Genomic DNA, 26,046 nt, shown 5'->3' with positions numbered 1-26,046 from the left:
TCGCTCCGTTCAGACGTGCGATCAGGCACGCCGGCCGGAGCGCCGACCCTGGCTCGCTGCGATTGCGCGCAGGCGTGACACTTCCGTCTCGTCGGTCACGAGCTCGCCGATGACCCGGAGAATTTCCGTCCGCGTGTCGATCTCGGCGAACTCGTCCGCGATCTGCGTTGCGCGGAATTGATAGCGCGGCTGGTCGAGCACCGTCCGCACCGCCTCGCGCAAGGCCTGCGGAGTCGGCTCGTTGGTCGCAAGGTTGATGCCGACGCCGGACCAGGCGACGCGCGCGTTGACGTCGGCCTTGTCCTCGGTCAGTCCCGCGGTGACCAGCGGGATGCCGAAGCTCAGGGCCTGATTGACGCTGCCATAGCCGCCATTGGTGACGAGCACGTCGACGTTCGGCAGCAGCCATTCGAACGGCAGGTAGCTCGCGATGCGTGCGTTCGACGGGACCTTGCCGGGAATGGCGTCCACCGGGCGGCCGCCTGCGGTCGCGATCACCATGATGTCGGGCTCGTCGGCCAGCGCCGCCAGTGTCGGGGCGACCAGCAGATTGAAATTGTGGTTGGCCACCGTTCCCTGCGTCACCAGAACGATCTTGCGTGTACCATCGAGCTCCTCGGCCCATGACGGCGGTGGGACCTGGTTGGCAATGATCGGAGGCGTGCCGACGAAATGCACGGAGGACGGGATCTCGCGCGGAAATTCGAAACTCGGCACCGACAATTGCAGATAGGCGTCGCCGAGAGCGACCACGGAATGGAAAAGCGGCATTGCTATCGGTCCGACGCCGAGGCCCTTCAGGGTCCGGTTCAGGCGCAGTGACACCGGCTGATCGACCGCCGCATCGAAGTCCCGCGCCATGGCCGCATAATGATCGCGTTCGTCGTCGGTCCGTGCTGGCGGCAAGCCGAGGAAGTTCGGCGCACCGTCCTCACGCGCCCAATGCAGGAACGAGGTGCCGCAGAGCGCGATGGGGGGCCGCTGCGAGCGCGGTCCGAGCAGCATCGGGAGCACGCCGAACAGCATGTCGTCGCCGACGATGATATCGGCCGGGAATTGCTGCAACGCCTGCAGCAGCCCCTGGTGCTGGGCCGGAATGGCGTCGACGAAGATGCGCTCGCAGGCGACGCGGAACCACTCCAGCCCCGGCGGGATGGTCTTGAGTTCGGGGACCCGCGAGAAGACGTCGTTCGGATCGAAGTCCGCGCCCTCGGGAAGGGGAAAGAACTTGACGCCGCTGGCCTCGACGCGGGCGCGAAAGGCGGTGCCGGTCATGAAAGCAATCTCATGACCCTCGGCGACCAGGATCCGCGTGATTGCCAGCATCGGATTGAGATGACCCGTCGCAGGCGTCGAAGCGATAAGAATCTTCATGGGAGATGACCTCTTGATGATCGATGCGCGGTCGCCACCGGGCGGCCGCTCTCGTGAGCAAGAGGGAATTGAAGGGATCGCGGTTACACCAAGGCTTCCGATGGCCGCCAAATGGTTACGTCGGCAACGCATCGTGGCGCGGCCAAGGCCGACGTGCCGGCGAAGATGGTGCCGTCGCGCAAGGACTACGGTTGTAACGCGAGCGGCCGGCCGTGAAACGGAGCGGTAATGCCGCGCTCGTAACCCGGCAGAGCGCCGTTTGGCGCGCCGCGACATTCGGCGGCGATTTTGGCCGAAGCCGATTATTGACGACCGAGATAGCGCGCGGTCTTGACCACGCAGAATTCGTTGAGGAAAACGTCATGCAGAATATTGTCGCCCTGATTGCGATGGTTGCTTTCATCGTGCTCCTGGTCTGGTCGGGTGCTTGCGCCCTGCGGGCGCAGAATCCACTGGTGAAGTGGGGTGGCGTGGTGCTGGCGGCAACGCTTGCCGTCCCGCTGTCCGGCGTGAGCGCGTTGACCGCAGCGGGCATCGTCAAGCAGCACGCGCGCTCCGCGCCGGTCCCCGATCTCCAGGTCGAGGCGACACCGGAACGCATCGCCCGCGGCAGGGCGGTCGCCGACGGCTTTTGCGCCGGGTGTCACTCGAAGAGCGGGGTGCTGTCGGGTGGCGGCGACGTCGGCGAGGATCTTCCGCTTCCGATCGGCTCGTTCGTGCCCGCCAATTTGACCCCCGCCGGGGTCCTGAAGCATTGGTCCGACGGCGAGATCTTTCGCGCCATTCGCAATGGCGTCGATGCGCGGGGGCGATGGCTCGCGATCATGTCCTTTACCAATGCCGGCCGGCTGAGCGACGACGACACCAAGGCCGTGATCGCCTACATCCGCGCCTTGCCGGCGAGTGGTGAGGAGACCCCGGATCCACCGGATCGCTTCAGTGTGCTGGGCCTTGCGATGCTGGGCGCCGGACTGTTGCCGGATGCAAAGCCGGTCTTCACCGGTGTGATCATCGCGCCGCCGAAGGGGCCGACGGCGCGCTACGGCAGGTACTTGCTGTCCTATCAGGATTGCCGTGAGTGTCATGGCAAGGATCTCTCCGGTGGCGTGCCCGGCCAATTGCCTCCGCTCGGACCCGACCTCGGTATCGTCAAAGACTGGAGCCAGGCGCAGTTCATCACGACCATGCGCACGGGTGTCGATCCGAACGGACTTCGGCTCGACGACCAGATGCCGTGGCGGCCGATCGGGCGGATGGACGACGACGACCTCGCTGCGATCTACCTGTACCTGGCGGGTCTCCCGCGCTCCTGACATATCCTGACAAACGATCTGTTGCGGCTGGCCTTTCCCGGCTGCACCACTGTCGTTAGCACGCCGGATGCGCGCAACGGCAAAAGCTCACGCGCAGGTGAAGTCGACGTCGCGCGCGCAGGAAAATGTTGGCAGTCTTCTCGCCATCGCTCGCGCAGTCGTCGTCACTGCAGTCGTCGTCACTGCCGAACAGTCACCTCGTCGCCGACGAACGATCTCGCACGCCGGCGCATTGGAATCGCTCAAAAGTAGCATTTGCTAGGATCACAATTATTCACGTCTGCGACATCCGGCGGAGTTGGCCGCAGAAATACCGGGTTACGGCATCATCAAGTGGTCATGAACGTTGTCGTCGCATGGCGACGCTTTTGCTGTCCCCCATATTATTCCGAGTGATTGCGAATCTTGAACGTGACCCGGTTGGTGACGACGGATTTTGAGAGTGAAGTATGCTTGCAGATGTTGGCCACATCGTTGTTGTCGATGACGATCCCACCTTGCGGCAGATGGTGATCAGATATCTGGAGGAGCACAATGTCCCGACCAGGGCGGCGTCCAACCGGTCTGAACTGTACCACTATCTCGAGGCCGGTCAGCCCAGTCTGATCATCCTCGACCTTCGCCTCGGTCAGGAAGACGGCCTGGACCTGCTGCGGGAGATCCGGTCGCATTCCGACGTGCCTGTCATCATCACGACTGGCCACCGCCCCGACGAGATCGATCGCATCGTCGGGCTCGAGCTCGGCGCCGACGACTACATCATCAAGCCGTTCTCCTTGAGAGAGCTGCTGGCGCGCGTCCGGGCGGTGTTGCGGCGGCAGGAGATGGGCCGCGCCGCGCGCGCCCGCGATCCCGAGCGCGGCGGCTATCGCTTCAACGGCTGGAAGCTGGAACGCCGCGGCCGAAAGCTCATCGATCCCAGCGAAGCGCCGGTACCGCTCAGCAAGGGAGAGTATGCCTTGTTGCTGGCCTTCCTCGAGGCGCCGCAGCGACCCCTGACCCGCGAGCATCTGCTTCAGGCCACCCGCATCCACGAAGACATTTTCGATCGCAGCATCGATGTTCAAGTGTTGCGGCTGCGGCGCAAGCTGGAGGTCGATCCGAGTGCGCCGCGCGTCATTCAGACCGAGCGCGGCGTCGGCTATGTCTTCGCGGTTCCCGTAGATCCGTTCTAGGGCAAGATCCGGACCCGAAGGGTCACGTTAGCGCGAAGTGTGCGGCGGTCTTCCCTCGCGACAAACGCGGAACGCGTCTGCGCGGAGATCATGTTCGAACAATGTGGCGGCCGCCGGATTGCAATTGTAACCCCTTTGCCTGTGGCGGTGATCTCGGCGTAACAGCCGGCCGGCACATAGTCTCCCACGAACAGCGTGTGGGAGATTTACGATGAAGACGCATTCTCACGGTGTCATCCGTATTGTCCGGCCGGATGACGCGGAGCCCGATGGGCAAGGTTGCTCCGATGGCCTTGGGATGGCCCGTCTCGGTTCTGGCGGCACCGCGCGGCAGGGCCTCGCCGACATCGGTTCGGATTCAGCGCCGCCGGCTGCGCAGCCGGGCCAGGAGCTCAGCACACTCTGGTGGGCGGTCCTTACCTTCTTCATGGAAGGGTTTGCCCTTTATGGTGCCGCGTTGCATCCGACCGCCGCCATGCCGGTTCACGCAATACTGGCGGCACGGAGGGATTGGGAGTCGCAGCCCAAGGCCAGCGAGCCGGCGGAACCTGTGCAGAGCCGCGGCAGCGACGGGGCCGGGAGCAGCGGCAACGTCGTCGAGCTCGGTCGCTCCCGGCGATTCGAGGTGCAACCGGAGCGTCGCTGGAGTCCGCTGCGTTCGGCCGGTGAGACGTTGACGGTCTTGCTGTCGCACGCGCGCCGGGAACGCGAGATCAGACGAGCTGTTGCCGCTCTCAAGGAGCTCGACGACCGGACATTGCGCGATCTCGGAATCCACGGCCGGTCGGAGATCGAGGGGATGGTGAGGTACTGTCATGATTGCTGAGGCGCTCTACCTTGCCTTCGCCGGACTGGGCCTGTTTCGCGCCGTGCCTCGTTCGATGATCTGGTGCGGCCTCCGTTTCCGGATCCGGCGATCGCCGCATTCACGAAATCATCGAGCCTCGATCAAAAGCACTTGAAGAGGCGCGGTTGCTTTCGCTCCCGCCCCCATATCACTGACGGTGCGACGATTGACTGGATTTCGCGGAGCCGGACCAGGCGCCGGCTATCGGGGTGGCTTGATCGCCATTTGCGCGGTGCTGCTGTGCTGCGTGGAAGTCACGCCCGCGCCGTCGCAGCCGCCGTCGGCGCACGCATTTGACCGCGGGGAGCCGATCACGCCAATTCCCGCGGCCCCTGCCGCCGACCCGCTCAAGGTCGCCCTTGGCGAGAAGCTGTTTGGCGATCGCCGGGTCTCGCATGACAATTCCCGCGCCTGCCAATCTTGTCACGATATCGCGACGAACGGCGCGAGCCAGAAGCGGCACGATGTCGGCCTCAACGGGGCGGAGCTTGCGCTCAACACGCTCACCGTCTTCAATTCGACGCTCAGCTTTCGTTTCGGCTGGGAAGGAAAATTCCGTACCCTCGAGGCCGATATCGAGGCATCGCTGCAAAGCCAGCACACCATGGGCAGCAGCGCGGCGGAGGTTGCCGCAAAGCTCGATGCCGATCCCGACATGCGCGATCGTTTCGTCGCGGCCTATGGCCGCCGTCCGGAAGGCGCCGATGTCGTCGACGCGCTGGCGAGCTTTCAACGCACGCTGGTCACGCCGGGCAGCAGGTTCGATCGCTGGCTGAAGGGCGACGACGCAGCCCTTTTGGCCGGCGAGCTGGACGGATACCGCCTGTTCAAATCGCTGGGTTGCTCCGCCTGCCATCAGGGCGTCAACGTCGGCGGCAATCTGTTCGAGCGGCACGGCATATTCCATCCCCTCGCGTCGCCCGAGCCCAGGATCCTGCGCGTGCCGAGCCTGCGCAACGTCGCGACGACCGCGCCGTATTTTCATGACGGCAGCGCGCCGACGCTCGATGACGCGGTTCGCAAGATGGCGCTGGCCCAGTTGAACGCGACGCTGACAGACCAGCAGGTCAAGGCGCTCGTCGCCTTTCTCAACAGCTTGACCGGGACCTATCGCGGCGCGCCCGTCGGAGGCTCGCCGTGAAATCCGCTCCCGCCGTGATCAGCGTCGCGTTCGTGCTCGGGCTTCTCACCTGGTTGCTGTTGCACGGGCTGAACATCAACTCGGCGCGTTATGACAGCCAGCTTCGGGCGCTCGGGGATTTCACCCGGTTCGAACGCGGGATGACCAGAGAGGTCCTCACCGCGCGTGCCGGCCTGTCGCGCAACTATGATGCGCTGGTGCATATGGTAAATGCCTATGACGATGCCCTGACGCGGCTGCGCGACACGGCAGGCCTCGACGCCGAGCAGACCAGGGTGATCGATGTTCTGTCGGCGCGTGCCGACCGGCAGGAGAGCCTGATCGAACGGTTCAAGAGCAGGAACGCGTTGCTGCAGAACTCCTTTGCCTATTTCGGCCTGTTCAGCGACAGATTGGCCGCATCGGAGTCCCGGCCGGTGGTGACGGCCGCCTCCGCGCTGGCGGCAGCCATGCTCCGCCTGACGCTCGATACGTCGGATGCCGCAGCGCGCCAGGTCGAGGACCGACTGGAAGAGCTGGCGCAACTTCAAGCGCCGCCGGCGGAGACGGATTCGGTCCACGCGCTGCTGCTCCACGGACAGATGCTGCACGACCTTCTGCCTGACATCGACACGATCCTGAAGACGCTCGTCGCCGAATCCAACAACCGCGAGCAGGATGCGATGCTGGCTGTGATCCTGAAGCGCCAGCTTGCCGCGCGCGCCTCGGCGCGCAAGACGCGGTTGCTGCAATATATCACCTCGCTGCTGCTGCTCTCCGGCATCATCTATTTCGGAATGCTGTTGCGCAAACGGGCCATGGCGCTGCGCCGTCGCGCCGCATTCGAACACGTGATCGCCAATATCTCGATGCTGTTCATCAATTCGAGCAACGACGGAATCGATGCGGATGTCGAGATGGCGCTTCGCCAGCTAGCCGGATGCATCGGCGCTGACAGGGCCTATTTTGCCTGCGTGGTCGGCACCACGATGCACACCTATCGGTGGTCGCGCGACGGCATCGCATTCGAGCCCGGCTGGCCGGAGCGGGTGCTGAGCCTCGCACCGCGATTGGACGGCGGCGAAGACGGCATCGTCTATATCCCCAGGATGAACGCCTCGCATCCCCATGACGCGATGCTCACCGAGGCGGGGGTGAGCGGCTGGCTGTGCATCATGGCGGCCTACGGAAGCCGCGATGGAATTCTCGGCTTCGATGCGGTGCGCGGAGGTGCGCTCACATATTGGTCCGAAGTCTCGCTGTTTCGCATGGCCTTTGACGCCATCGGCAACGCGATCCGGCGGGCCCGCCTCGAAGGGGAGAAGGAGCGCCTCCAGGCAAGCCTGCAACAGGCGCGTCGCATGGAGACCATCGGGACCTTTGCCAGCGGCATCGCCCATAACTTCAACAACATCGTCGGCGCCATTCTCGGCCATGCCGAAATGGCCGATGCGCGGGTCGCGCCGGGAAGCCGGCCGGCCGCGAGTCTCGCCGAAATCCGCCGGGCCGGCGAGCGGGCGCGTGAGCTGGTCGAACAGATTCTCGGCTTCGGGCGCCGCGGCGAGGGCAGGCGGGAGCGCGTTTGCCTCAGGACCCTGGTCGACGAAACCAGATCGCTGCTGGCCGCATCGCTGCCTTCGCACGTCACATTCGAAGTGGACGAGACGGCCGACATTGCCATCGTGACGGGCGAGCCGGCCCAATTGCAGCAGGTCATCCTGAACCTGTGCAACAACGCGGCGCAGGCGATGAAGGAGCCCGGCCGTATCGAGCTTCGCATCAAGGTGCACGATCTCGTCAAGCCGTTGTCGATCGGGCGGAGCGAGGTCGGTCCCGGCCGCTTCACCGTCATTTCGGTCGCCGATCCCGGGCCGGGCATGGACGAGGCGACGCTGGAGCGGATCTTCGAGCCGTTCTTCACCACCCGCCCGGACGGTAACGGCCTCGGGCTCGCGACGGTTCGCGAGATTGTCGAGCAGCATGGCGGCGCCGTCGCCGTGCAGAGCAGGCCGGATGCCGGCACGCGCTTCGACATCTGGCTGCCATCGGGCGAGCCAGTCGAGCCGCAGCCCGCTCAACACGGCTCGGATCCGGCGTTCCTTGGGGCCGGCGAAACCGTGCTCGTCATCGACACCGACCGCCGCCGCCTGTTGCGCTATGAGGAAATCCTCGCAGCGCTGGGTTATGAGCCCGTCGGCTTCACTGGGCTCGCGGAAGCGATCGCCGCCTGCCGGGCCGCGCACGCCCGGTTCGACGCGGCGCTGGTCTGTCATCTGCCGGGCGGCTCCTCGCTCGATCTCGCGGCGGCGTTGCATGATGCGGCGCCGGCCCTGCCGATCATCCTCGCTGCGCCCTCGACGCGCGACCTGGCGATGCCGTCGCTCAAGACATCCGGCATCACCGAGCTCGTCCATCACCCGCTGGCGTCGGCGGAGCTCGCCAGCGCGCTGGCGCGGAGCCTCGTCTCGTCGGCCACGAGCGGAAGATTGCGGCGAGCCGCCGGGGCTTCCTAGCCCCGCCGGCCCGCGACGACAGGGCCTGCGGTTGCAGTGGTAACGCGATATCACCGCCGGCGAAATGGCCGGGTAGCCGGGATCTCCTATCTTTCGCAGGCGCGTGTTCGCAAGGTGCGAATGCGCAGGCGTCACCGCGATAGGAGACAGATGATGTCAATCAGACTTGGCGTGACCACCGTCGCAGCTGCGTTGTTGTTCTGGCCGGTTTCGAGTCTCAGGGCAGGAGGGAGCGCCCCCACGCGGATCGCCTCGCCCGGCAATCCTCCACCGACAAAATTCGCAGACCTTTTCCGGCAAGCCCCCATCGGGCACCGGCAGCCGCGGCCCGGTGATTTGTCCGAGCCGGTGCAGGCGACGCTCGTCGACGTCGAGCTGCGACGGCTCGACGCCGAAATCGACCGCAAGCTGATCATCTGCCGCGGCTGCTGATCATGCCGGATGGCGGCGTGCACAGGGCCCGCCGCCTCCCCGTGCTAGTTCGACGCCAGCGCCGTCTTGGCCACCTCGGCCATCCAGCCCGATGCGACCGGGAGGATCGCGTCGTTGAAATCGTAGCGCGGGCCGTGCAGTTCGGCGCCGTCGCGCAAGTCGCCGTTGCCGATCCAGACGAACGCGCCGGGCCGCTGCTTGAGGTAGAAGGCGAAATCCTCGCCGGCCATGCTGGGCGCAAGGTCGCGCCTGACCTCGGCCCGCACCTTCTCCGCGGCGAGGCGCGCAAGGCCCGCCTCATCAGGCGTGTTGACCACGACGCCGACGCCCATGACGATCTCGGGCGTGACCTTGACGCCAAAGCTCGTGGCGACGCCGGCGCAGATCTCGCCGATCCGCGCGAGGAGGACGTCCTTCACCGCCTCGCGATGAAACCGCAGCGTGCCGCGGATCGCGACCTTGCCCGCGATCTGGTTCGGCGCGGTGCCGCCTTCGATCGTGCACAGCGAGAGCACGGCGGTGTCGAGCGGATCGACGCTGCGCGCCACGATCGACTGCAGCGCCACGATGAGATGGCCGGCTGCCATGACCGGATCGCGCGTCAGATGCGGCATGCCGGCATGCCCGGCATGGCCCTCGATGGTGATGGTGACGCGTCCCCCGGAAGCCATGACAACGCCGTCATGGACCGCGATGGTGCCGGCGGCAAGGCCCGGCCAGTTGTGGAAGCCGAACACCCGGTCCATCGGGAAGCGCTCGAACAGCCCGGCGCCGACCATCGCGCGCGAGCCGCCATAGCCCTCCTCGGCCGGCTGGAAGATGAAATCGACCGTGCCGCTCCAGCTGGTGTCGGCGGCGAGCAGCGCCGCGGCGCCGAGCAGCGAGGCGGTGTGCCCGTCATGGCCGCAGGCATGCATCACGCCTGATGTCGTCGAGGCGTAGGGCAGGCCGGTATCCTCGGTGATCGGCAGCGCGTCCATGTCGGCGCGCAGGCCGACGCGGCCCTGCGCGTGCCCGCGCGTCAAGGTCGCGACGACGCCGTGGCCGCCGATTCCAGCCTCGAAGGGAATGCCGAGCTCGGCGAGCCTGTCCTGCACGAAGGCCGCGGTCGCCTTCTCCTGGAGCGACAGTTCGGGATGGGCATGCAAATGGCGGCGCCACGCGGTCAGTTTCTGGTGCAGTTCGGGTGTCAAGATACGGATCTCTCGTGTCGGTTGGCGGAGGTTCGTAGGATGGATTTCGCTGCGCTCGACCCATCCTGCAGGCTCACATGCTCACCGCATCGTCGCAAGCTGCACGGCCAGCGCGCAGGCGCGGTCGTATTCGTCGAGATTGATCCATTCGTCGACCGTGTGCGCTTCGTTCTGGCCGGCGCCGAAGGTCACGGTCGGAATGCCGTGGCGGACCATCCAGTTGGCATCGAGGCCGCCATTGGCGGCGCGGACATTCGGGGTGCCGCCGACCGCGGATACTGCCTCGACCGCGCGTTTGACGACGGGGAGGTTGTCCTTCATGCGGAACGGGTAATAGTCGGTCTCGGCCTTGAACTTGACCTTGCCGGACTTGCCCTGCGCATTCGTCACCTTCTTGGCGGCCTTCTCGAACGCGGCCTTGTAGGCTTTCGTGATCTCCTTGAAGAACTTTCCGTCGTGGCTGCGGCTTTCGCCGCGCACATGCACGTAGTCGGTGACGACGTTGGTGGCATCGCCCGCGGGGCGCCCTTCGCCGCCGGTGACGGGGCCGATATTGCTCGTCCCTTGCTGCTTGCCCTTTACCACCTTGCCGAACCAGCCGCCGGCCTTCGCGTCCGCAAGGGCGAGCGCCATGATCATGGTCGAGGAGATGCCGCGCTCCGGCGCGACGCCGGCATGCGAGGCGCGGCCGAAGATCTCGACGGTCCAGCGGTCGGCCCCGACCGCGCCGATGATCACGTTGGAGGCCGAGCCGCCGTCGTAGTTGAACGCCATCACCGGCGAGCCGAGCTCGTCGAGCTTGACGTGGCGCGCGCCGTAGAGCCCGCTCTCCTCGCGCACGCAGAACAGCAGCGTGATCGGCGGATGATCGAGCTTCTGCTTTTCGAGTTCGGCGGCCAGCGTCACCAGCACACCGCAGCCGCAGCGATTGTCGCCGCCGAGCGCGGTCTTCGCCTCGTTGACGATCTTGCGCCCCGATTTCTTCGGCTTGGCGCCGGCGCACAGCGGCACGGTGTCCATGTGGGTCATGAACATGATGCGCGGCTGGTTGTGCAGCGCGCCGCGGCCGGGCAGGTCGACGATGAGGTTGCCGGTCTCGGTCGGCACCGGAATGCGGGTGTTGGCGTCGTCGAGCCGGATCGCCTTCGCCGGCACGCCGCTCTGCTTCAGCGCGGCGGTGAGCTCCCGCCCGATTGCCGCCTCCTGTCCGGTGACGCCCTCGACGGAGAGGAAGCGCATGAGGCGATCGGTGGCGGCTTTGGTGTCGACAGGCATGGACTGGAATTCCCTTGATGCAGGTAGCGGCGCAGGCTCGTAGGATGGGTAGAGCGAAGCGAAACCCATCGACCCGTGTGCGAAGATGATGGGTTTCGCGAAGCGCTCTACCCATCCTACGAACGCGGCGACGTATAAGTCAAAAAGATCAGCACGCCGATGAAGAGAGCTGCCGCCATGAACAGCAGCACCGCCGGCAGCCCCGCGAGCGCCGCCACCGCGCCGGTGACGGACTGCATCAGCGCGGTGCCGAGAAAGAAGGCGAGATTGACGGCAGCGAGTGCCTTTCCCGCGACCTGCGCGTCGACGAGTTGCCTGGACATGCCGAACAGCAGCGGCTGGGCGGAGGTGAAAAGCCCGATGAGCACGAACAGTGCCAGATCGTAGTGCGGCGGCATGACGGTCACGCCGAACAGCCATGCAACGGCAAAGTGCGGGGCTCCCAACGCCATCAGCGCAAGCAGCAGCGCCGCGAACGCGTGAGTGCCGGCCACCAGCTCGCGGCGGCGGCCGATCCTGCGGTCGATCATGCCGATGAGAAGCGGCCCCACGATCATCGCCAGCGTGAACGCGCCGAGCTGGTTGCCGGCCTCGACCCGCGACAATCCCTTGATCTCCATCAGCCATGGTCCGCCCCACAGGCCGCGCAGCACCAGCGAACTCGCCAGCGACACCAGCGCCAGCGCGATCAGGCCGCGCAGCGGCCGCGACAGGCCGAGCCTGAGCACCTCGATCATCTGCGCCATCGGCGATGAATGGTCCTTGTGCTCGGCCGGCTGGTTCGGCACCAGCGCGAACACTGCGAGCGCCACCACGACGCCGCCAGCTGCGGAGACCCAGAACCCGGCCCGCCAGCCCCAGGTGTCGACCACGAAGGCGAGCGGGCTCGACGACAGCAGCATGCCGATATTGCCGATCGAGAGGATCGCGCCCGACCACAGTCCAAATCGCGCCGCCGACAATTGCTTGGCCGCGAGCGTCATCGGGCACATCAGCATGCCCGAGGTGGCGACGCCGAGCATGAGCTGGCCGACCGCAAAGCTCTCGGGGCCTGTCGCAAAGCCCGACGCGACCGCGCCGAACACGGTTCCCGCCAGCAGGGCGAGCGACACCGGCCGCACGCCGAAGCGATCCATCGCCGCGCCGACCGGAATCTGCGCGGCGGCAAAGGCAAAATGATAGACCGAGGTCAGGCTCGCCAGCGCCTGCGGCTCGATATGGAAGTCCGCCGCCATCAGGTCGAGGCTGATGGCCGGAATGGTGCGCAGCAAGGTCGAAAGCATATGACCGCAGGCGAGCGCGACCAGCGCGAAGATCAGCGCGCGGGTGGCGCTTCCCGCCTCGTCAGTGGCTGCGGTCCCCATGAGTGTCCCGTCCCGAGAAGGTTTTGGCTGGGGTACATGATCGAGGGGACGGTGCCAATGGGGGAAGGGCAGGCCCGGCTATTCGCGATTGTGGCGTCCGAACTTTCAGCTCGTCGGGTGGGTCGAGCAACACGAAACCCCTCAACCCGTTTGCAACGAAGATGAGTCTCGCGAAGAGCTCGGCCCATCCAACGAGCTTAGTCGTCGCTGTCAGGCGCTTGTGACGCCACCTCGGGACCTTGGCCCCTTATAGGCTGTGGTGCCACGCTTCGAGATACAACGGAGACCTGCGCACCTCTTCAACAGTGCTCCTCGATAGGCCCAAGTCGGCGAGCAGCCGATCATCGAGTTCGAGAAGTTCCCCGTACTGGCGCCGTCGTTCCCACGCGCACGCCATTCCAGCCAGCCACACAAGTGGAAGCTTCCACCATCGCAGGTCGGGAAGAGGCAGTGAGGGCGGGTTGATGATGTAAGCGGAATTGGAAGTAGTGCTGCCGCAAGACATGTTTCACCTCCATATTGGAGCGAAACAACACTTGGCTGCGGGAGCTCATCGGGCGGTTGTCAATGTCCCGAGCGATCTATGTATCACACGCTCCGTGGGTGCTCAAGCGATAGTCAGTGAATATGAACTCAGTCATCCGCAGCAGCGGTTGGGGAAGGGCAGGCCCCTTATTCCGGATTGTGACCTTGCGATCCGGTCCTAGAGGTTCTTGATGATCGAGACGAAAGTCGGCGGCGCCTTGGTGGACGCGCCGGTCGAAAGACCGCCTCCGGCTTCGAATGCGCTTTCCGCGATCTCGTAGCCGAGCATGCGGTAGCTCTCGAATTGCGACTCCGTGAAGAATTGATTCAGCGTCGTCTCGTGCGGAAAGGTCGGGTGGGATATCGCGTAGCTCAGGACGCCCATGGGCTCCGTGCCGTGCAGGCCCGACTTGAAGTACAACAGCAGTCCGTTTTGCGACGTGCCGCCGTCGGCCTCGCCATAGAGAATATCGCCGACCGCCCAGTAAGGCGCTTTCGTTGCAGGGCTTGGCCGTTCCGTGAAGCGCTTCTTGAGCAGGTCCAGGCCCCGCAGGTCGATGCGCACGCCGAGATCGATCCAGATCTTGCGCAGCGCGTTGCCGAGATCCTCGAAGGAATAATCGGGGTCGCAGCCGGCGTCGCTGACAACGATCACGCGGCAGCGCCGGCGGACCATCTCGTAGAGGCCGAGGTTCTCGAAGTGCCCGCCGTCGGTCAGGTAGACCCAGCGCTCGGTCTCGCTGGTCAGGCCGAACATCTCCATGAAGAACGGCCGGAGCGCATCTGTCGGCTTGACCTCCGCGTAGTAGGCATTGTCGCCGCGCGGGTTGGCCAGCCACCAGCCGAGGCGCACGTTGAACAGCGCCATCAGGAAAGCGACGCCCGGCGACGAGTTGTAGCCCATGCTCGGACTGACGGCCGCGCCTGAAATCGCCATGGCGGTCCCAAGGGTGAGCATTCCGCCGTAGGGCCGGGGCTGCTTGGTCGTCGCGTAGGTCGTCCGGTAAGCACCGTCCGAAAATACGGCGCTGCCGCTGCCGCAATGGAGCGGCGAGAACGTGAAGGGCGCCGCCATCCGTTCTTGCCAAGCCAGATTCCTGGACGACACGAGGTTGAGTGCCGCGCCGATGACGTGGAACGGCTTCCAATTGGCCCCCGTCGGTGCGACGCCATGCTCCCAGAGTTCATACAGATACGGGCTGTCGCGGCCGTCGAAATCCGTAAAGGCATTCTTGGTCTTGTCACGGTCCTTCTCTTTGCGCGACGCACCGAGAAAGGCGCGAACCAGTCGGTTCCGGTAGAGGCTGTGGAGCGAATAGCGGTTGATGCTGAGGACATGCGAGGCTGCATAGATCAGCACGCCGAGCGCGACGCCGGCTATGAGGACGACTTTCCAGGGTAGATGATCGGCGCCAGCCGCGAGTGTGAACGCCCTGTCCCAGCCGATGGACAGTAGAGCGACCAGGACCGACGCGAAAATTCCCGCCGCGATCGCCGCAATCGTGTTGAGCCCGAGATATTGGCGAACGCCCGACGCCTGCTCGGCGGCGGCCCTGGTCTTCGAGCTCGCTCCCAGGATGACGGAAAGCAGGCCTGAAAGACCTCCCCCGGTCGCAAGCGAGGGGACGAACGCGCTGCCAAGCTGACTCTCGATCCATCTTGCGGCCGGTGGCGCCCCAAGCACGAGCCCGAACCACAGCAGCCAGCCGAGATAGGCCAGCGTGAAGAGTCCGCTCGACCGCGCCTGGAATTCGAGCCCGACGTCCACCTCGGACAGGAATTCGGCAAACGAGATGTAGATCACGTCGGCGACGATCCGCGCCATCACGATCCAGGGCAGGCCGAGGACGCAGGCAAAACCCGCCGTCGCGGCAACGGAACCCGATGGGCCGTAATGCCAAAGCAAGACCAGTCCCGCGGCACCCAGCACGCCAAAAGCGGCGCCGGCGACGCACCAGGCGAAAAGATCGATCCATGGATGCTTGGGACGAGCCGCGAGCGGTGGGCGGGCCGACTTTCCAAAGACCAGGGTCCACAAGCGCGCCAGCACCCAGGAGGCAAGAAAGAATAGAACGCCAAGGATGGCGCCGCGAAGCACCACGACGGCGTAAAATTGAGCTTTTTCGACCTGCTTGTCGACTTTGAACCCGACGGCCGTGGTCACGTCCGTGAGCATCGACAGACCGTATTGGCTCCGCAACACGAAGACCAGCAACGCGGCACCGACAAGGAAGGGCATGAGATCGCAAACGAGAAACCGGGGTTGCGAGACATTGATGCATCCGCGGCCGGGACGGTTCGCGACGGAGAACGACAAGGACGCCAGAAAGCAGAGGGTTGGTATGAACATGACAACCAGGAACCAAGCCGACGTATTCTCGCGTCTGATGCTGTCGGCATCGATGACCGCAAAGTAGAGTGCGTTGGTGATGAGCACCGCAAGGATCATCGGAGGAACGAGCAGGACCCAGTTCAGGAACAGGTTGCGCAGGACGCCGGCAACGTCGCTCCACAGGTCGGGAGAAATCGGCGAAAAGCTGGGGGCGAGAAAGTGCGAGTTGCGCCGGAGGTTGGAAACCGGCTCGGCTTCTTCGTGATCACCGAGTTGACCGACGCTGTCTCGCCGATTGAGCGCCGACACCACCGTGCCCGGACTGGAGCGACGCTCGCGCTCCTGATGGAGCCAGGCTGATAGCCAACTGCCGATATAACCGCCGCCCGACACGGTCGACAGATACTCGAACTCCGTCAGAGCCGAGCCGGTCTTCCCGCCCTGGTGCTTCGACGTGACCTCCAGCGCCGCAAATCGTTGCAGGATGCCGAGCGCAAACGCCGCGCTGCGGATTCCTCCGCCGGAAAGGCACAGGGCCCATCGGTCGTCCGCGTTCAACGCCTGGTAGACGTCGAGGAGTTTTCCCGGGACCGGGTCCGTCGGCGATGGTCTGGGCAGTGTTTGGGAGGGCTGCTGCGCAGGTTGCGGCGATGTCGCGGACGGCGGTTGGGTTGGTGTCTGCGAAGCGCCGGATGCCGGCTGCGCTGGTGTCGGCGAGATGTCGGGATCTTTTGGTGCGAATTCCAGGCGAACGCCCGCGAGCGCCCGCCGCTCCTCCCAAAGGACCTGTGAAAGGTTCAATGCCCCCATGACGCCTCTCCCCCTGTTTCACTGAGATCGGCCCAAGCGGCCTGTTCAGTGTCTCCGCTGGGTCAGTTCTGGTCGGCGGGCCGAGCGTAAGCTTGACCGGAGCAAGCTAGCGGCACCGGCGACAGCAAGCGTGTGAAGCAATTCACAAACACGTAGAAATTGTCATGGCTGCCGCATGGAAGCGGTCGTGACGCAAGGCACGTTGTCCATCAAAACGAGTCTGACGCCGCTGCCTGAGACGATGAACCAGGCCGGCCGTCAGAACGTTATTCCCGGCAAGATGTGGTATCATGGGGACCTGGATCTGCAGCTGGCGGCGGCAATGTCTTCCACCGAGAGTGCAACCAAGACGACCAGTGAGGCGGCCCGCCGAGAGCGGAGGAGGAGCAATTCCTTACTGTTCGCTCTCGCCGTTGGATTTCTTGTCTTCGGTGCGGCCGCGGGTGCGCTTTACTACGCTTTGCGGCCGGAGGTTCTGCGGATCGCCGTTGGACCGCCGGGCAGCGACGATTACAAAGTCGTCGAGGCAATGGCCGATGCCTTCAGAAGGGAAAGTCGAACCGTCAGGCTGTCTCCGATCAAAACTGACGGCGCGGTGGAGTCTCTCGCCCTGCTTGGGGCTGGCAAGGCGGACCTTGCCGTCGGCCGCGGTGATCTGGAAATGCCCGCCGAGGCGCAGACCGTCGCCGTCGTGCGTAAAAACTTCGTCGTGCTGTGGGCGCCCTCCGAGCCTGCGGGCAAGGGCGCGAAAAGAAAGCGGTCGCCGAAAATCAAGGAGGTCGCCGATCTCGCGGGGCACCGTGTCGGCGTGATTGGGCGGACCCCCGTGAATGCCGCGTTGCTGCGGGTCATCCTGAGCGCCTCCGGCGTGGACGCTGAGAAGGTCGCTGTGACGCACTTTGGCACTGAACAGATCGGGGAGCTGGCGCGCGATCCCGCCCTCGATGCATTCATGGCAGTCGGGCCACTCGACAGCAAGATCACATCCGACGCCGTTGCTGCTACGGCGCGGGCCCGCGGCGAGCCGAAATTTCTCGCCATCGAGACATCGGAAGCGATCGCCTTGAGGCATCCCCGGTATGAATCGGAGGAAATTCCGCCCAGCGTCTTCAATGCGGATCCGGCTTGGCCGGGTGACAAGGTCGAGACGGTCAGCGTCAGCCACCTCATCGTGGCCAGAAAGAGCGTGTCCGAAACCACGGTAGCCGCGTTTTTCCGGCAGCTCTTTGCCGTCCGTCAGGCGATTGCGCGGCAGGTACCTGGCGCTGCTCACATCAGCAAGCCGGACCTCGAGAAGGACACCGAGCTGCCCGTCCATCGGGGAGCGGCGGCCGTCATCGACGGCAACGAACGCACCTTTCTCGACCGGTACGGCGATTACTTCTGGTTCGGGCTCCTGCTTCTCTCCGGGATCGGCTCGGCCGGCGCCTGGTTGCGCCGCTATTTGAACCGCGAGGAAAGGGAGGACAACACCAGCCATCGCAAGAGAATCCTGGCCATGGTCGCGAGCGCGCGGACCGCGGAATCCAACCAGGAACTGCTGACCCTGCAGCGTGAGGCGGACGCCATCATCGCTGAAACCCTCGAGTGCTACGATGACGGCGCTGTCGAGGAAGAGGAACTCGCCGCATTCGGGCTGGTGCTCGATCTCTTGAGCAACGCCATTGCCGAGAGGCGAGCCGCGTTGCAACGAACCAGCTTCGAAACCGTTCGAGGCGCGACAGCAGGCTCCACGCTGCGAGGATAAGGGCGGCCATTTGAACCGGCCGTTGCGGATTCCGCCGCGCCGGCGGCCGCCGTGGCCGTGCGCGATGATCAGCGCGCAGCTGGCGCCTCCGGCGTCGTCAGCGGCAGTGGTCCCCATGAGTGTCACGTCCCGTGACGGTTTTGGGTGGGAGGACATGATTGAGGGGAGGGTGCCAATGGGGGAAGCAGCCCGGCTATTCGAGACTGCGGCGTTCGAACCTTCAGCTCGTCGGTAGAGCAACACGAAACCCCTCAACCCGATTCCAACGAGGATGAGTTTCGCGAAGAACTCAGCCCATCCAACGAGCTTAGTCATCGCTGTCAGGCGCTTGTGACTCCATCTCGGGACATTGGCCCCTCATAGGCTGCGGCGCCACGCTTCGAGATACAACGGAGACCTGCGCACCTCTTCAACTGTGGTCCTTGATAGGCCCAAGTCGGCTAGTAGCCGACCATCGAGTTCGAGAAGTTTCCTGGGTGCATGATGGATGCGGTTGCCAAATGGGGACGTCGGCGGTCACGACGGGGCGTGGGCGACAGAACGTGATGTTAGATCGTCTTGATGCTCTTCATTCGTCAAATCTCGGGGTTCCGCGATGGCTTATCCAATCCAGTGTTTTGTTGAGCCATTCGAGCTCTTCATGTTGGCTCGCGAGCCGTCGTAGTTGCGGTTCAATTCCGAGTACGAACGTAAGCTGTGGTCTAAATCTTTCGCCGAGTCCTTTGAGTGCGTCCAAAGCGCTGGCGTCAACCGCTTCATCGAGGCGCTTTGTAATTTGGCTCGCCAAAGCGGTGAACGCCTTTGACTTTTTCAAGCCCTCGCCGAAAACGAGCGCGGAGACTGCGCTGCCAACGATCATGGCTGGTGATCCCGATGAAACTGCCGCGGTGGACGCCGCTCCCAACACTCCGGCAGTTGAAACTACAATAGCTAAATTCTTAATAGTACCGCTGGCAACTACGGCACTCCGTTCGAGATTGGCTCCTCTCGCAAATTCCTCGGCTGTACCAAGAGCAAATGAGGCCGCTGTTGGATCAATGATATTGGGCTCATTTTGCAAGCTTTCTGCAAAGCCAACGGCGGCGTCCCTGTATTCAACTTCCTCTCCTGGTGTCCGTCTGTAACGCTCTTCAGCGGCGATAACTTCGATGCCTTCCGCCGTTGCCAATACGAAAGCGCCGTGCAGTTGGAGCAACGAGTCTAGGCGTTCGTGAATTGGATGCGCGAGTCTCGGTAGCTCTTCGTCGGCGAGAGTTGTTCTCATCGCATTCGCGAGTCGAACGCCCTCCACATATAGTCTCGCAAAGTCAACGGAATCGATATTTTGATTGACTAATTCCCGATATGCGTCAACGCGATCTCTCAGGTAACGGTGAGGAACGTTCCCGTGGTCAAGCGCTTCAACAACTTCGCGCGCTAGAGTACGCAGAATCGGATGTAGTTTTTCTAGACGGGCTACATTGTTGCCTTGGCGATCGATCGCTTGGGGCGGAGCGAAGGTGATGACGCCGTTTTCACCTATTTCAAAATGAGGTCCGTATCCTTGCGGTGGGATCTGCGGCAATTGGACTTCTGTCGACTGATGGCTTCCATCACGTGAGCCAGAGTGCGTTCTGATTCGGGCGCTGATCTCGGTGTTGACCGCCTGAGAGCCAGCGTCCCAAGGCAACGGCTCTGGGCTGCCGACAAACGCCGTCTCCCACGCATCGTTGCGCCGGCTAGATGGCGGTGATCCCTCAAGTACATAGTCGTACCAATCCACCCAGACCTGCCAATGCTTACCGTTTTCGAGAAGCACTTGAGAGAGGTTGTTCCATGCTTGCCTTGCTGCAGGAGGTGCCCCTCCTTCGTTTGCTGGCCGCCACAGTGGCGCGCGGGCCAACTCCTGTGGAGACGTTCCGCGAACGAGCGCTAAGGCATCTCGGAGAACAGCTGCAATTCGAGCAGATTCGTTGGGCCCGCGACCGAGATCGGAAATGATACTTGTAGCACGGCTCGCTGCATCGTCGGCACCAACTGCCGAAGCTGCATAATAGGCAGTTATGGTCATTTGGGTTTGACGGTTGGAGAGAAACTCGGCTGCATCAGCCGCGAGCTTGATCTCTTTGGGATGAAGCACGGCGTAGCGGGACGCCGAAATCGCGCGAAAGATGGCGAGCAGAGTAGTATCGCCGGGAGACGCGCCTAAGGTCGCAAATAGGCGAAGCGCCTCCCGATTTCCCATCACGCTCGCCCACTCTCGCGGCTTTGCCGACAGCCATTGTTGAAAGGCGACTGCGTCCCTGGGATCGGGTGGGCTGTCGTTGTCGGTCTCCAGGTGGACGCCATTAATTTGTTGCCGAATGAAGGTGTTGGCCGATTTCGGTCCTTTTCTCCACGCTGCATCAGGGACCTCTGTGGCGCGAGTTAGCTCGAGAATGGTATCGGGTGCGTTGCCGAATAGCCGGTCTTCATACCAGCTGATCCAGACCTCCCAATTCTCGTGTGTGGCTAGGAGTCTTGTCTTTAGCGCCTCCCATCCGTTACCGACCCAAGCAGGGAGGAGGGGTTTAGGCATTGGCCAGAGTTGCTGGTTTGCTATCGTTACCGGCTCAAACCCCTGATCGAGTTGCGCCGCCTCGCTGGCGAGGGCGGCCAACATCTCGTGAAGACCCTTCTTGCCACCTTTCTGCTCCGCCGCGTCAATGGCCGAATTCGCAGCCTCGACAGCGGAGGACATCCTCTTCCTTCCGTGAGAGGCCGTTGTTGCGACCGCGGAGATGGCAGCAGACTCAGATCTTTGCAACCATTGGGGACGAGGTTCTACGGAATCGAGAGTGTTCAGCGCCGCCGAGATCAGCCTATCCCGATAACCGGGATAGGCGGCGACTGCCCAAGTCGAGTCGGCGCAACGAAACATCTGCAGCGCCCGACTGAAGTTATCTCCATAGGATAGGTTAAACGCGGGTATGACTCGCAGAGCCGCCCGAGCAACAAAGACAACTGTCTGCTCAGGCGATTGACCCGCTAGCCAACGGTTGACGTCTTCCGTGCTTGCAAAATCTTGCACGCTTGATCCCCGGCGCACCGCGGCCTGTTGGTTCGGGCCTAGTGTGCGAATACTCTCTTACAACCCTAGAAATGTCGAGACCCCGTCGCCCCCGGATCAATTGGTGTTCCCGGCTCGGATCGATTTTGCGCCGTTCGCTGTGGCCGGCGGCCGCCTGATTTTCAACTATTGGGTATCACCGCAACTCCCGCAGAAGCTTCCGCGCCTCATCTAGCATCATCCGGACCTGTCTTTGCTCGCTGATCGTCTCCCCGGCGAACAGCCCGTGCGTGCGCGCATTCTGATTTCCCTTCGGCGCGCCGGACCCTAGCGCGCCGCCGTGCATGCGGCAGCGTGTCTTGCCGTGCGCCGCTGGCGCGCGGCACGGGCTGCCGTCGCGGGTTCGGGCGCCGCAGCGGGGGCTGGTGCGCATCGGGACCGTGTTGCGGGTGTGGCCGCCGGTCATGGGGTGGCGCCTTGCGTTGCCTCGCTCCGGCTCGCCTCCGCAACAAGCACGTTCGTATGCTGCGTGACGTTGCCCACGATCGCTCGTCCTCCGTCCTGCACGGACAGGTTTTGCACCGTGATCGCGCGCTCGTCGCTGTTGCGGTGGCGGCTCAGGGCCTCGACCTGAGCGGCGAAGGTGCGGGTCAGCCGGGTCAATGCGCGCGTGACGCTTTCCTGCTGCGGGAGGTTGTCGGTGCAGGCGAGGCGACAGGCGCAGCGCATCGTCGCCAGGTGCACGGAGACCATCTGCGACACCAGCATGGCTTCGATGGAATCCTTCGGTGCGATGCTCCTGATCATCGAGACCATGAAGGCGAGATTGGCCTCATCGGGTTTCTGTCCGACCGCGCTCGCTTTCACCAATTGCCTGAGAATGCCGTGCAGCGCGTCGCGGTCAACGGCACCGAGTGCCTCGGCCAGCAGGCGCTCGCCGGCTTGCGGGTCCGGATGGGTGATCGCAATGCGCCGCTTGTACAGTCTTATCCGCGGGCTCGCGGCGGGGCCGCCGCGATCGCTTGCTGCAAGCGGCGAGGTGATGCGGCGGTTCGGTGCTGTTGTCATGTGCTGTGTCCTTTGCTGGCGCAGGCGTGCGCGAGCGACCGTTCGCTGCTGCGCGCGGATGCGAATTTCGGGATGTCGATGAAGGGCTTATGCGCAACCACGTCGAGGCGGCCCGGATGAGGGTGGCCGTCACGCTGACGATGGTTGCGATGATGGCATTCTGCCGGTGTTTTGCCCGACGAGTCAAACGGCGTTGCGAAGCGCGCAAGTCCTTGTTCTTCCAAGCACCGGCTACTGTGCATGGGGTTGTTTTCGCGCTTTTTGTTTTGAGCCGGCGCTTACGTGCCGTGCGACGGAATTGCGAGGCGCGTCGTGTGTGGAAACGCGATTGCGCAATCCCGTGCGGCCGCTCATCATGATCCCCGAGCGCGCCGCACCAACAAGCACGCACACGCGGCGCCGAAGTCTGGGGAGAGAACGAATGCAACGAACGGCTCGCCTGCTGGCAGTCATCGCCGGATTGTGCGCCTGTGCGCCGGCGACAGAGGCCCTCGCGCAGAAATATCCAACGCGGCCGATCAAGATCATGGTCGGCTTCAGCGCGGGCGGGCCGGTCGATGTCGTCGCTCGCATCATCGGCGACCGGCTGGGCAACAAGCTCGGGCAGCCCTTCGTGGTCGAGAACCGCGCCGGCGCCAACGGCATGATCGCCGCCGAAGGCGTGGCTCGTGCGGATGCGGACGGCTACACCATGCTCGCCTGCAACTCGTCCACCATCACGCTCAACAAGACGCTGTTCAAGGACATCCGCTACGACCCGGAAAAGGACTTCGCGCCGTTGACCACAGTGGTGTCGGCGCCGCTGGTGCTGGTGGTCAATCCGGAGAATCCCAGGACGGCCGACATCAAGACCGTGGCCGATCTCGTTGCCGCGGCGAGGGCGAGGCCCGGTGAGCTTGCCTACGGTTCCGGCGGCAACGGCAACCTCGCCCATCTCGCCATGGAGCTGCTCGGCCAGAAGGCGGGCATCAAGATGATCCACGTGCCCTATCGCGGCGGTGCCGCGTCCGAGGTCGGCATCCTCGCACAGGAGGTATTGGCGGTGTTCGATCCCCTGTCGGCCGTGCCGCTGGTGAAGGCCGGCAAGCTGCGCGCGCTCGCGGTGTCCTCCGCCGAGCGGCTGCCGTCGCTGCCCGATGTGCCGACGGTTGCGGAGGCAGGCTATCCCGGCTTCGACCTGTCGTTCTGGGTCGGCTTCTTCATGCCGAAGGCGACCCCCGCGCCGATCCTGGAGGCGCTGCACCGGGAGATCGTCGCCGCCGCCAGGGATCCGGCGGTTGCGGAGAAGCTCGGCTCGCAGGGCGTGGTTAGCGTGCTGAGCCCGGCCGAGTACGCCGCGAAGATCGCGAAGGAGACCAAGGAGCTCGCCGAGGTCGTGGCGGCGGCAAACATCAAGGCGGAGTAGGGCGCGGCTGTCGCGCCGAGGGCGCGGGTGACAAGCCGGTGTGAGCTAGCTCGAAGAGCGTTCGCGCGCCGCAAAGCGGATCGCACGAGCTTTTGCACTCTTTCCGGCCGCGCGGGCCGCGATCATGCTCCGTGCCTTGCCGTGGGCCCCGGCATTCCTGCGCAGCAAGGTTGCGAACCGCTTGCGTGCACGGCTCGCCGAGAGCCGCGCCGCCAGCTGCTCGGCCTTGCGCATGATGGTGACGACCGACGGTGTCAGGTTGACCGGAACCCAGGCGACGTGCTTGGTCTTGGACAGGCTGCCAACGCCTTCGCAAGGCGCTTCGCGCGGCAGGTCGATCCGGATTGCGAGAGCCTCCGCGCGCTCGGTCCAGTCCTCGGCCCTGGTGCCCGTGATGATGCGGACATAGTCGCGCGTCTCGCGCGGCAGCTCGCTCTCTCTGGCGAGCCACTTCTGGATGCGACCGGGACCTGCGTTGTAGGCGGCTGCGGCGAGGCCGAGATTGCCGAAATCGTCACGGAGCTTGCGCAGGAATTTTGCCGATGCGGGCAGCGCTTTGATGGGATCGAAGGGATCATCCAACCCGACCTCGGCCGCCGTCTCCGGCATGAACTGCGCGACGCCCTGCGCACCGGCCGGGCTGACCTCGTTGGAACGAAAGCGGCTCTCCTGCCAGAGCAGGCGCGCGAAGAACGGCACGGGAATGCCGCTGGCCTCGGCGGCTTCGCGAAGCGCGTGGCAGAATTGTTCGGTCGGCGAAAGCGGGGCCTGCGCGACGGGTTCGACTGTGGGGACCGGCTCGATCGTCTCGACGTAGGCCGCGCGCGCATTTGCCAGCTCAATGGCCTGCACGCTTGCGAGGAAGAGTTCGGCGAGGGGAACCAGAGAAGGACCGCGATCAGTCTTGAGAGCAGCGTGGTCGATGCTTGACGGCTGCCAGGAGGACGACGAGCCGACGTCGCACATCAGAATCAGGAACGCAGCGCAAGCCGCGACGACAAATCGCATCTCGGTAAGAGTCCTCGAACTGTGGGGGAACGACCAGCGCGTGCGCCGGTGAGGAGGACTTCATTAACCGTAATTGCGGCGAAGCTGCGATTCCGCACGAGGGCAGGTGTTAGTACGGGGGCCTGCCGCAGAACATGCGCCGCCGGCCCCGCGGATCTACGGGGACCGCGAGCAAATGCGACGTGCGAGTGGTGGCACGGAGGCTAGTCCTTCGGAAAGTCCTTGCGCATCGCGATCTCGGCGGCATCGCCGGGCGACAGCACGGTCTGGTCGAAGGCCGGCTGCGGCCTCGTCATGATGTCGTAGAGCGAGATGCCCTTGATCGGCTTGTCCATGAGCACGCGGACGCAGTCGGCGAGCGTGCCGTTGTAGACGAGATAGGGCGGACCCCGGTCCTTCTGCCTCTCGCCCTTTAGCGATGGCCACTTCTTCAGTTCTGCCGGCGCGTCATAGACGATCGGCGATCCCTCTTTAAACATGCGTCTGGTTCCGGGCGGCGTGGATAGGCCAGAAGCCTAGAGCCGCCGCGTAAACGCACGTTAAAGAATTAGTTCAAATCAGCTGGCAACGAAGGCGAGCAGGGTGCCGTTGGCCTTGGCCGGCGGCACCACGATCGCGGACCCGCTGCGCAGCGCTGCCGTGCCCAGCGCCTTCTCGGTCGCGGCGAGATCGCCGCTGACCAGCACCAGCGCCGCGCCGCCGCGCTCGGAGAGGCCCGCGAGCGGCACGCCGGGATAACGTTTGCCGAGCTGGTCCAGCGTCAAATAGACGAAGTCGGCACGATCGCCGCCGGAGGGCACGGTGACCGCGCCGTCGGCCTCGGTCTTCGGTTCGCGGTCGATCAGGCGCGCGAGGTGCGCGGCCTCCTTCGCGGGCTCGGGCGTTGCGATCAGCGTCTGCTTGATCCGCTTCGCCGCGTTGGCGTGCTTCATCAGTTCGGGGATCCACACAGTCTCGCGGGTCTTGTGCTGGCAGGCGAAGATGCGCACGCCGCCCGGCGCTTCCGCGGTCGGCCACATGAAGGTGCGGAATTTCGCCGCCGAGACCGTGCCGTCAGGCAGCGTCACCGGCCGCTCGAAATCGGTCGGGCCGATCGGCGTCAGGCCACGCGCGCGGATTTCCTCTGCGCCGGCGGCGCTATCGACCGCCGTGAAGGCGATACGCTCGATGCCTTCGCCGCGTGTGTCGAGGAAGGCGCGGGCCGGCGCATTTTGCTCGGTCGCGGCCAGCACGCCGAGCAGCTCCATATAGTCCGGGTCGAACATGATGGTGTAGTTGCCGGTGCCCATATGCGCGCTGTGGGTGCCGCGCGGCGACACCGTGAAGCCGAGCTGCCGGTAGTTCTCGGCGGCCTTGTCGAGGTCCTTCACCATGACCACGGCGTGGTCGATACCGATGACGTTCTTGAGGGCCACTGTGATTTCCCCGCGGCAGATGCAGATTGAATTTGGACGGCACGAGCGGCCGCTGTCCCTATCTACGCCGGATGGACGATCAAGTCATTTTCAATTCAGTGG

The 26,046-nt window shown here is 64.3% G+C and carries 21 protein-coding genes; 8 read left to right on the top strand and 13 right to left on the bottom strand.

Features of this window, described 5'->3' with window-relative positions; translation table 11 throughout:
• Window positions 1-21: 21 nt before the first annotated feature.
• Entirely contained in the window at window positions 22-1,374 is a 1,353-nt protein-coding gene (locus tag AB5K84_RS33705) for a glycosyltransferase (RefSeq protein WP_011085477.1), read from the bottom strand.
• A 362-nt stretch (window positions 1,375-1,736) separates the two neighbouring features.
• Between AB5K84_RS33705 and AB5K84_RS33700 the strand changes: the two genes are divergently transcribed.
• The 6 genes from AB5K84_RS33700 (at window position 1,737) to AB5K84_RS33675 (ending at window position 8,774) form a co-directional block, all read left to right on the top strand.
• Window positions 1,737-2,687: a c-type cytochrome gene (locus AB5K84_RS33700; RefSeq protein ID WP_063921611.1), complete on the top strand. Its 951-nt coding sequence runs from the start codon at window positions 1,737-1,739 to the stop codon at window positions 2,685-2,687.
• 449 nt (window positions 2,688-3,136) lie between these two features.
• On the top strand, window positions 3,137-3,862 hold the full coding sequence (locus AB5K84_RS33695) for a response regulator (protein WP_011085479.1): 726 nt from the start codon (window positions 3,137-3,139) through the stop codon (window positions 3,860-3,862).
• 211 nt (window positions 3,863-4,073) lie between these two features.
• Entirely contained in the window at window positions 4,074-4,688 is a 615-nt protein-coding gene (locus tag AB5K84_RS33690; protein ID WP_011085480.1) for a DUF1127 domain-containing protein, read from the top strand.
• Between the two features lie 235 nt (window positions 4,689-4,923).
• Window positions 4,924-5,850: a cytochrome-c peroxidase gene (locus AB5K84_RS33685; RefSeq protein ID WP_038965864.1), complete on the top strand. Its 927-nt coding sequence runs from the start codon at window positions 4,924-4,926 to the stop codon at window positions 5,848-5,850.
• Window positions 5,847-8,342 carry a two-component system VirA-like sensor kinase gene (locus AB5K84_RS33680; RefSeq protein ID WP_011085482.1) on the top strand — a complete coding sequence of 832 codons (2,496 nt, stop codon included), beginning with the start codon at window positions 5,847-5,849 and terminating at the stop codon, window positions 8,340-8,342. Before AB5K84_RS33685 ends, AB5K84_RS33680 begins: the two co-directional genes overlap by 4 nt.
• 171 nt (window positions 8,343-8,513) lie before the next feature.
• Complete coding sequence (locus AB5K84_RS33675) at window positions 8,514-8,774, top strand: hypothetical protein (protein WP_133415009.1); 261 nt, start codon at window positions 8,514-8,516, stop codon at window positions 8,772-8,774.
• 44 nt (window positions 8,775-8,818) lie between these two features.
• On the opposite strand, the gene AB5K84_RS33670 is transcribed toward AB5K84_RS33675, so the two are convergent.
• The 5 genes from AB5K84_RS33670 to AB5K84_RS33650 all read right to left on the bottom strand — a co-directional run bounded on the left by AB5K84_RS33670 (window position 8,819) and on the right by AB5K84_RS33650 (window position 16,273).
• A complete protein-coding gene (locus AB5K84_RS33670; RefSeq protein ID WP_038965860.1) occupies window positions 8,819-9,967 on the bottom strand; it encodes an amidohydrolase in 1,149 nt (382 codons plus the stop codon).
• A gap of 81 nt (window positions 9,968-10,048) precedes the next feature.
• Complete coding sequence (locus AB5K84_RS33665; protein ID WP_038965859.1) at window positions 10,049-11,242, bottom strand: M20/M25/M40 family metallo-hydrolase; 1,194 nt, start codon at window positions 11,240-11,242, stop codon at window positions 10,049-10,051.
• A gap of 116 nt (window positions 11,243-11,358) precedes the next feature.
• Window positions 11,359-12,606, bottom strand: a complete 1,248-nt coding sequence (locus AB5K84_RS33660; protein WP_011085485.1) for an MFS transporter — start codon at window positions 12,604-12,606, stop codon at window positions 11,359-11,361.
• 247 nt (window positions 12,607-12,853) lie between these two features.
• Window positions 12,854-13,003 (bottom strand): DUF1127 domain-containing protein, encoded by a 150-nt coding sequence (locus tag AB5K84_RS33655; protein ID WP_244441950.1) that lies wholly within the window; start codon window positions 13,001-13,003, stop codon window positions 12,854-12,856.
• Between the two features lie 306 nt (window positions 13,004-13,309).
• Window positions 13,310-16,273 carry a hypothetical protein gene (locus tag AB5K84_RS33650; protein WP_011085486.1) on the bottom strand — a complete coding sequence of 988 codons (2,964 nt, stop codon included), beginning with the start codon at window positions 16,271-16,273 and terminating at the stop codon, window positions 13,310-13,312.
• 322 nt (window positions 16,274-16,595) lie between these two features.
• Between AB5K84_RS33650 and AB5K84_RS33645 the strand changes: the two genes are divergently transcribed.
• Complete coding sequence (locus AB5K84_RS33645) at window positions 16,596-18,020, top strand: TAXI family TRAP transporter solute-binding subunit (protein WP_038965862.1); 1,425 nt, start codon at window positions 16,596-16,598, stop codon at window positions 18,018-18,020.
• A 568-nt stretch (window positions 18,021-18,588) separates the two neighbouring features.
• Here AB5K84_RS33645 and AB5K84_RS33640 read toward each other — a convergent pair.
• From AB5K84_RS33640 to AB5K84_RS33625, 4 genes are all read right to left on the bottom strand, one after another.
• Entirely contained in the window at window positions 18,589-20,739 is a 2,151-nt protein-coding gene (locus tag AB5K84_RS33640; RefSeq protein ID WP_162494069.1) for a hypothetical protein, read from the bottom strand.
• 505 nt (window positions 20,740-21,244) lie between these two features.
• Window positions 21,245-21,481: an HGGxSTG domain-containing protein gene (locus AB5K84_RS33635; RefSeq protein WP_269465758.1), complete on the bottom strand. Its 237-nt coding sequence runs from the start codon at window positions 21,479-21,481 to the stop codon at window positions 21,245-21,247.
• A gap of 29 nt (window positions 21,482-21,510) precedes the next feature.
• Window positions 21,511-22,116 carry a hypothetical protein gene (locus tag AB5K84_RS33630; protein WP_011085489.1) on the bottom strand — a complete coding sequence of 202 codons (606 nt, stop codon included), beginning with the start codon at window positions 22,114-22,116 and terminating at the stop codon, window positions 21,511-21,513.
• Window positions 22,113-22,340: a hypothetical protein gene (locus AB5K84_RS33625; protein WP_162494070.1), complete on the bottom strand. Its 228-nt coding sequence runs from the start codon at window positions 22,338-22,340 to the stop codon at window positions 22,113-22,115. The genes AB5K84_RS33630 and AB5K84_RS33625 overlap by 4 nt, the downstream gene beginning before the upstream one ends.
• Window positions 22,341-22,537: 197 nt before the next feature.
• Between AB5K84_RS33625 and AB5K84_RS33620 the strand changes: the two genes are divergently transcribed.
• On the top strand, window positions 22,538-23,521 hold the full coding sequence (locus tag AB5K84_RS33620; protein ID WP_063921424.1) for a Bug family tripartite tricarboxylate transporter substrate binding protein: 984 nt from the start codon (window positions 22,538-22,540) through the stop codon (window positions 23,519-23,521).
• 45 nt (window positions 23,522-23,566) lie between these two features.
• On the opposite strand, the gene AB5K84_RS33615 is transcribed toward AB5K84_RS33620, so the two are convergent.
• The 3 genes from AB5K84_RS33615 to AB5K84_RS33605 form a co-directional block, all read right to left on the bottom strand.
• Complete coding sequence (locus AB5K84_RS33615; protein WP_011085491.1) at window positions 23,567-24,529, bottom strand: lytic transglycosylase domain-containing protein; 963 nt, start codon at window positions 24,527-24,529, stop codon at window positions 23,567-23,569.
• Between the two features lie 203 nt (window positions 24,530-24,732).
• Window positions 24,733-25,008, bottom strand: a complete 276-nt coding sequence (locus AB5K84_RS33610; RefSeq protein WP_038965854.1) for a hypothetical protein — start codon at window positions 25,006-25,008, stop codon at window positions 24,733-24,735.
• Window positions 25,009-25,086: 78 nt separating this feature from the next.
• Entirely contained in the window at window positions 25,087-25,944 is an 858-nt protein-coding gene (locus AB5K84_RS33605) for a VOC family protein (RefSeq protein WP_011085492.1), read from the bottom strand.
• Window positions 25,945-26,046: the final 102 nt, after the last annotated feature.

This window comes from Bradyrhizobium sp. 1200_D9_N1_1, from assembly GCF_052075915.1.
In the GTDB taxonomy this organism is placed as follows: Bacteria; Pseudomonadota; Alphaproteobacteria; order Rhizobiales; family Xanthobacteraceae; genus Bradyrhizobium; species Bradyrhizobium diazoefficiens.
This window is presented reverse-complemented; position numbering and strand designations above follow the sequence as displayed.

What these genes read in the sequence shown, in the direction of transcription:
- AB5K84_RS33705 (WP_011085477.1), bottom strand. Translation starts at nt 1,374, where the DNA reads ATGAAGATTCTTATCGCTTCGACGCCTGCGACGGGTCATCTCAATCCG.
- AB5K84_RS33700 (WP_063921611.1), top strand. Translation starts at nt 1,737, where the DNA reads ATGCAGAATATTGTCGCCCTGATTGCGATGGTTGCTTTCATCGTGCTC.
- AB5K84_RS33695 (WP_011085479.1), top strand. Translation starts at nt 3,137, where the DNA reads ATGCTTGCAGATGTTGGCCACATCGTTGTTGTCGATGACGATCCCACC.
- AB5K84_RS33690 (WP_011085480.1), top strand. Translation starts at nt 4,074, where the DNA reads ATGAAGACGCATTCTCACGGTGTCATCCGTATTGTCCGGCCGGATGAC.
- AB5K84_RS33665 (WP_038965859.1), bottom strand. Translation starts at nt 11,242, where the DNA reads ATGCCTGTCGACACCAAAGCCGCCACCGATCGCCTCATGCGCTTCCTC.
- AB5K84_RS33660 (WP_011085485.1), bottom strand. Translation starts at nt 12,606, where the DNA reads ATGGGGACCGCAGCCACTGACGAGGCGGGAAGCGCCACCCGCGCGCTG.
- AB5K84_RS33655 (WP_244441950.1), bottom strand. Translation starts at nt 13,003, where the DNA reads ATGGCGTGCGCGTGGGAACGACGGCGCCAGTACGGGGAACTTCTCGAA.
- AB5K84_RS33650 (WP_011085486.1), bottom strand. Translation starts at nt 16,273, where the DNA reads ATGGGGGCATTGAACCTTTCACAGGTCCTTTGGGAGGAGCGGCGGGCG.
- AB5K84_RS33645 (WP_038965862.1), top strand. Translation starts at nt 16,596, where the DNA reads ATGTCTTCCACCGAGAGTGCAACCAAGACGACCAGTGAGGCGGCCCGC.
- AB5K84_RS33640 (WP_162494069.1), bottom strand. Translation starts at nt 20,739, where the DNA reads ATGTCCTCCGCTGTCGAGGCTGCGAATTCGGCCATTGACGCGGCGGAG.
- AB5K84_RS33635 (WP_269465758.1), bottom strand. Translation starts at nt 21,481, where the DNA reads ATGCGCACCAGCCCCCGCTGCGGCGCCCGAACCCGCGACGGCAGCCCG.
- AB5K84_RS33630 (WP_011085489.1), bottom strand. Translation starts at nt 22,116, where the DNA reads ATGACAACAGCACCGAACCGCCGCATCACCTCGCCGCTTGCAGCAAGC.
- AB5K84_RS33620 (WP_063921424.1), top strand. Translation starts at nt 22,538, where the DNA reads ATGCAACGAACGGCTCGCCTGCTGGCAGTCATCGCCGGATTGTGCGCC.
- AB5K84_RS33615 (WP_011085491.1), bottom strand. Translation starts at nt 24,529, where the DNA reads ATGCGATTTGTCGTCGCGGCTTGCGCTGCGTTCCTGATTCTGATGTGC.
- AB5K84_RS33610 (WP_038965854.1), bottom strand. Translation starts at nt 25,008, where the DNA reads ATGTTTAAAGAGGGATCGCCGATCGTCTATGACGCGCCGGCAGAACTG.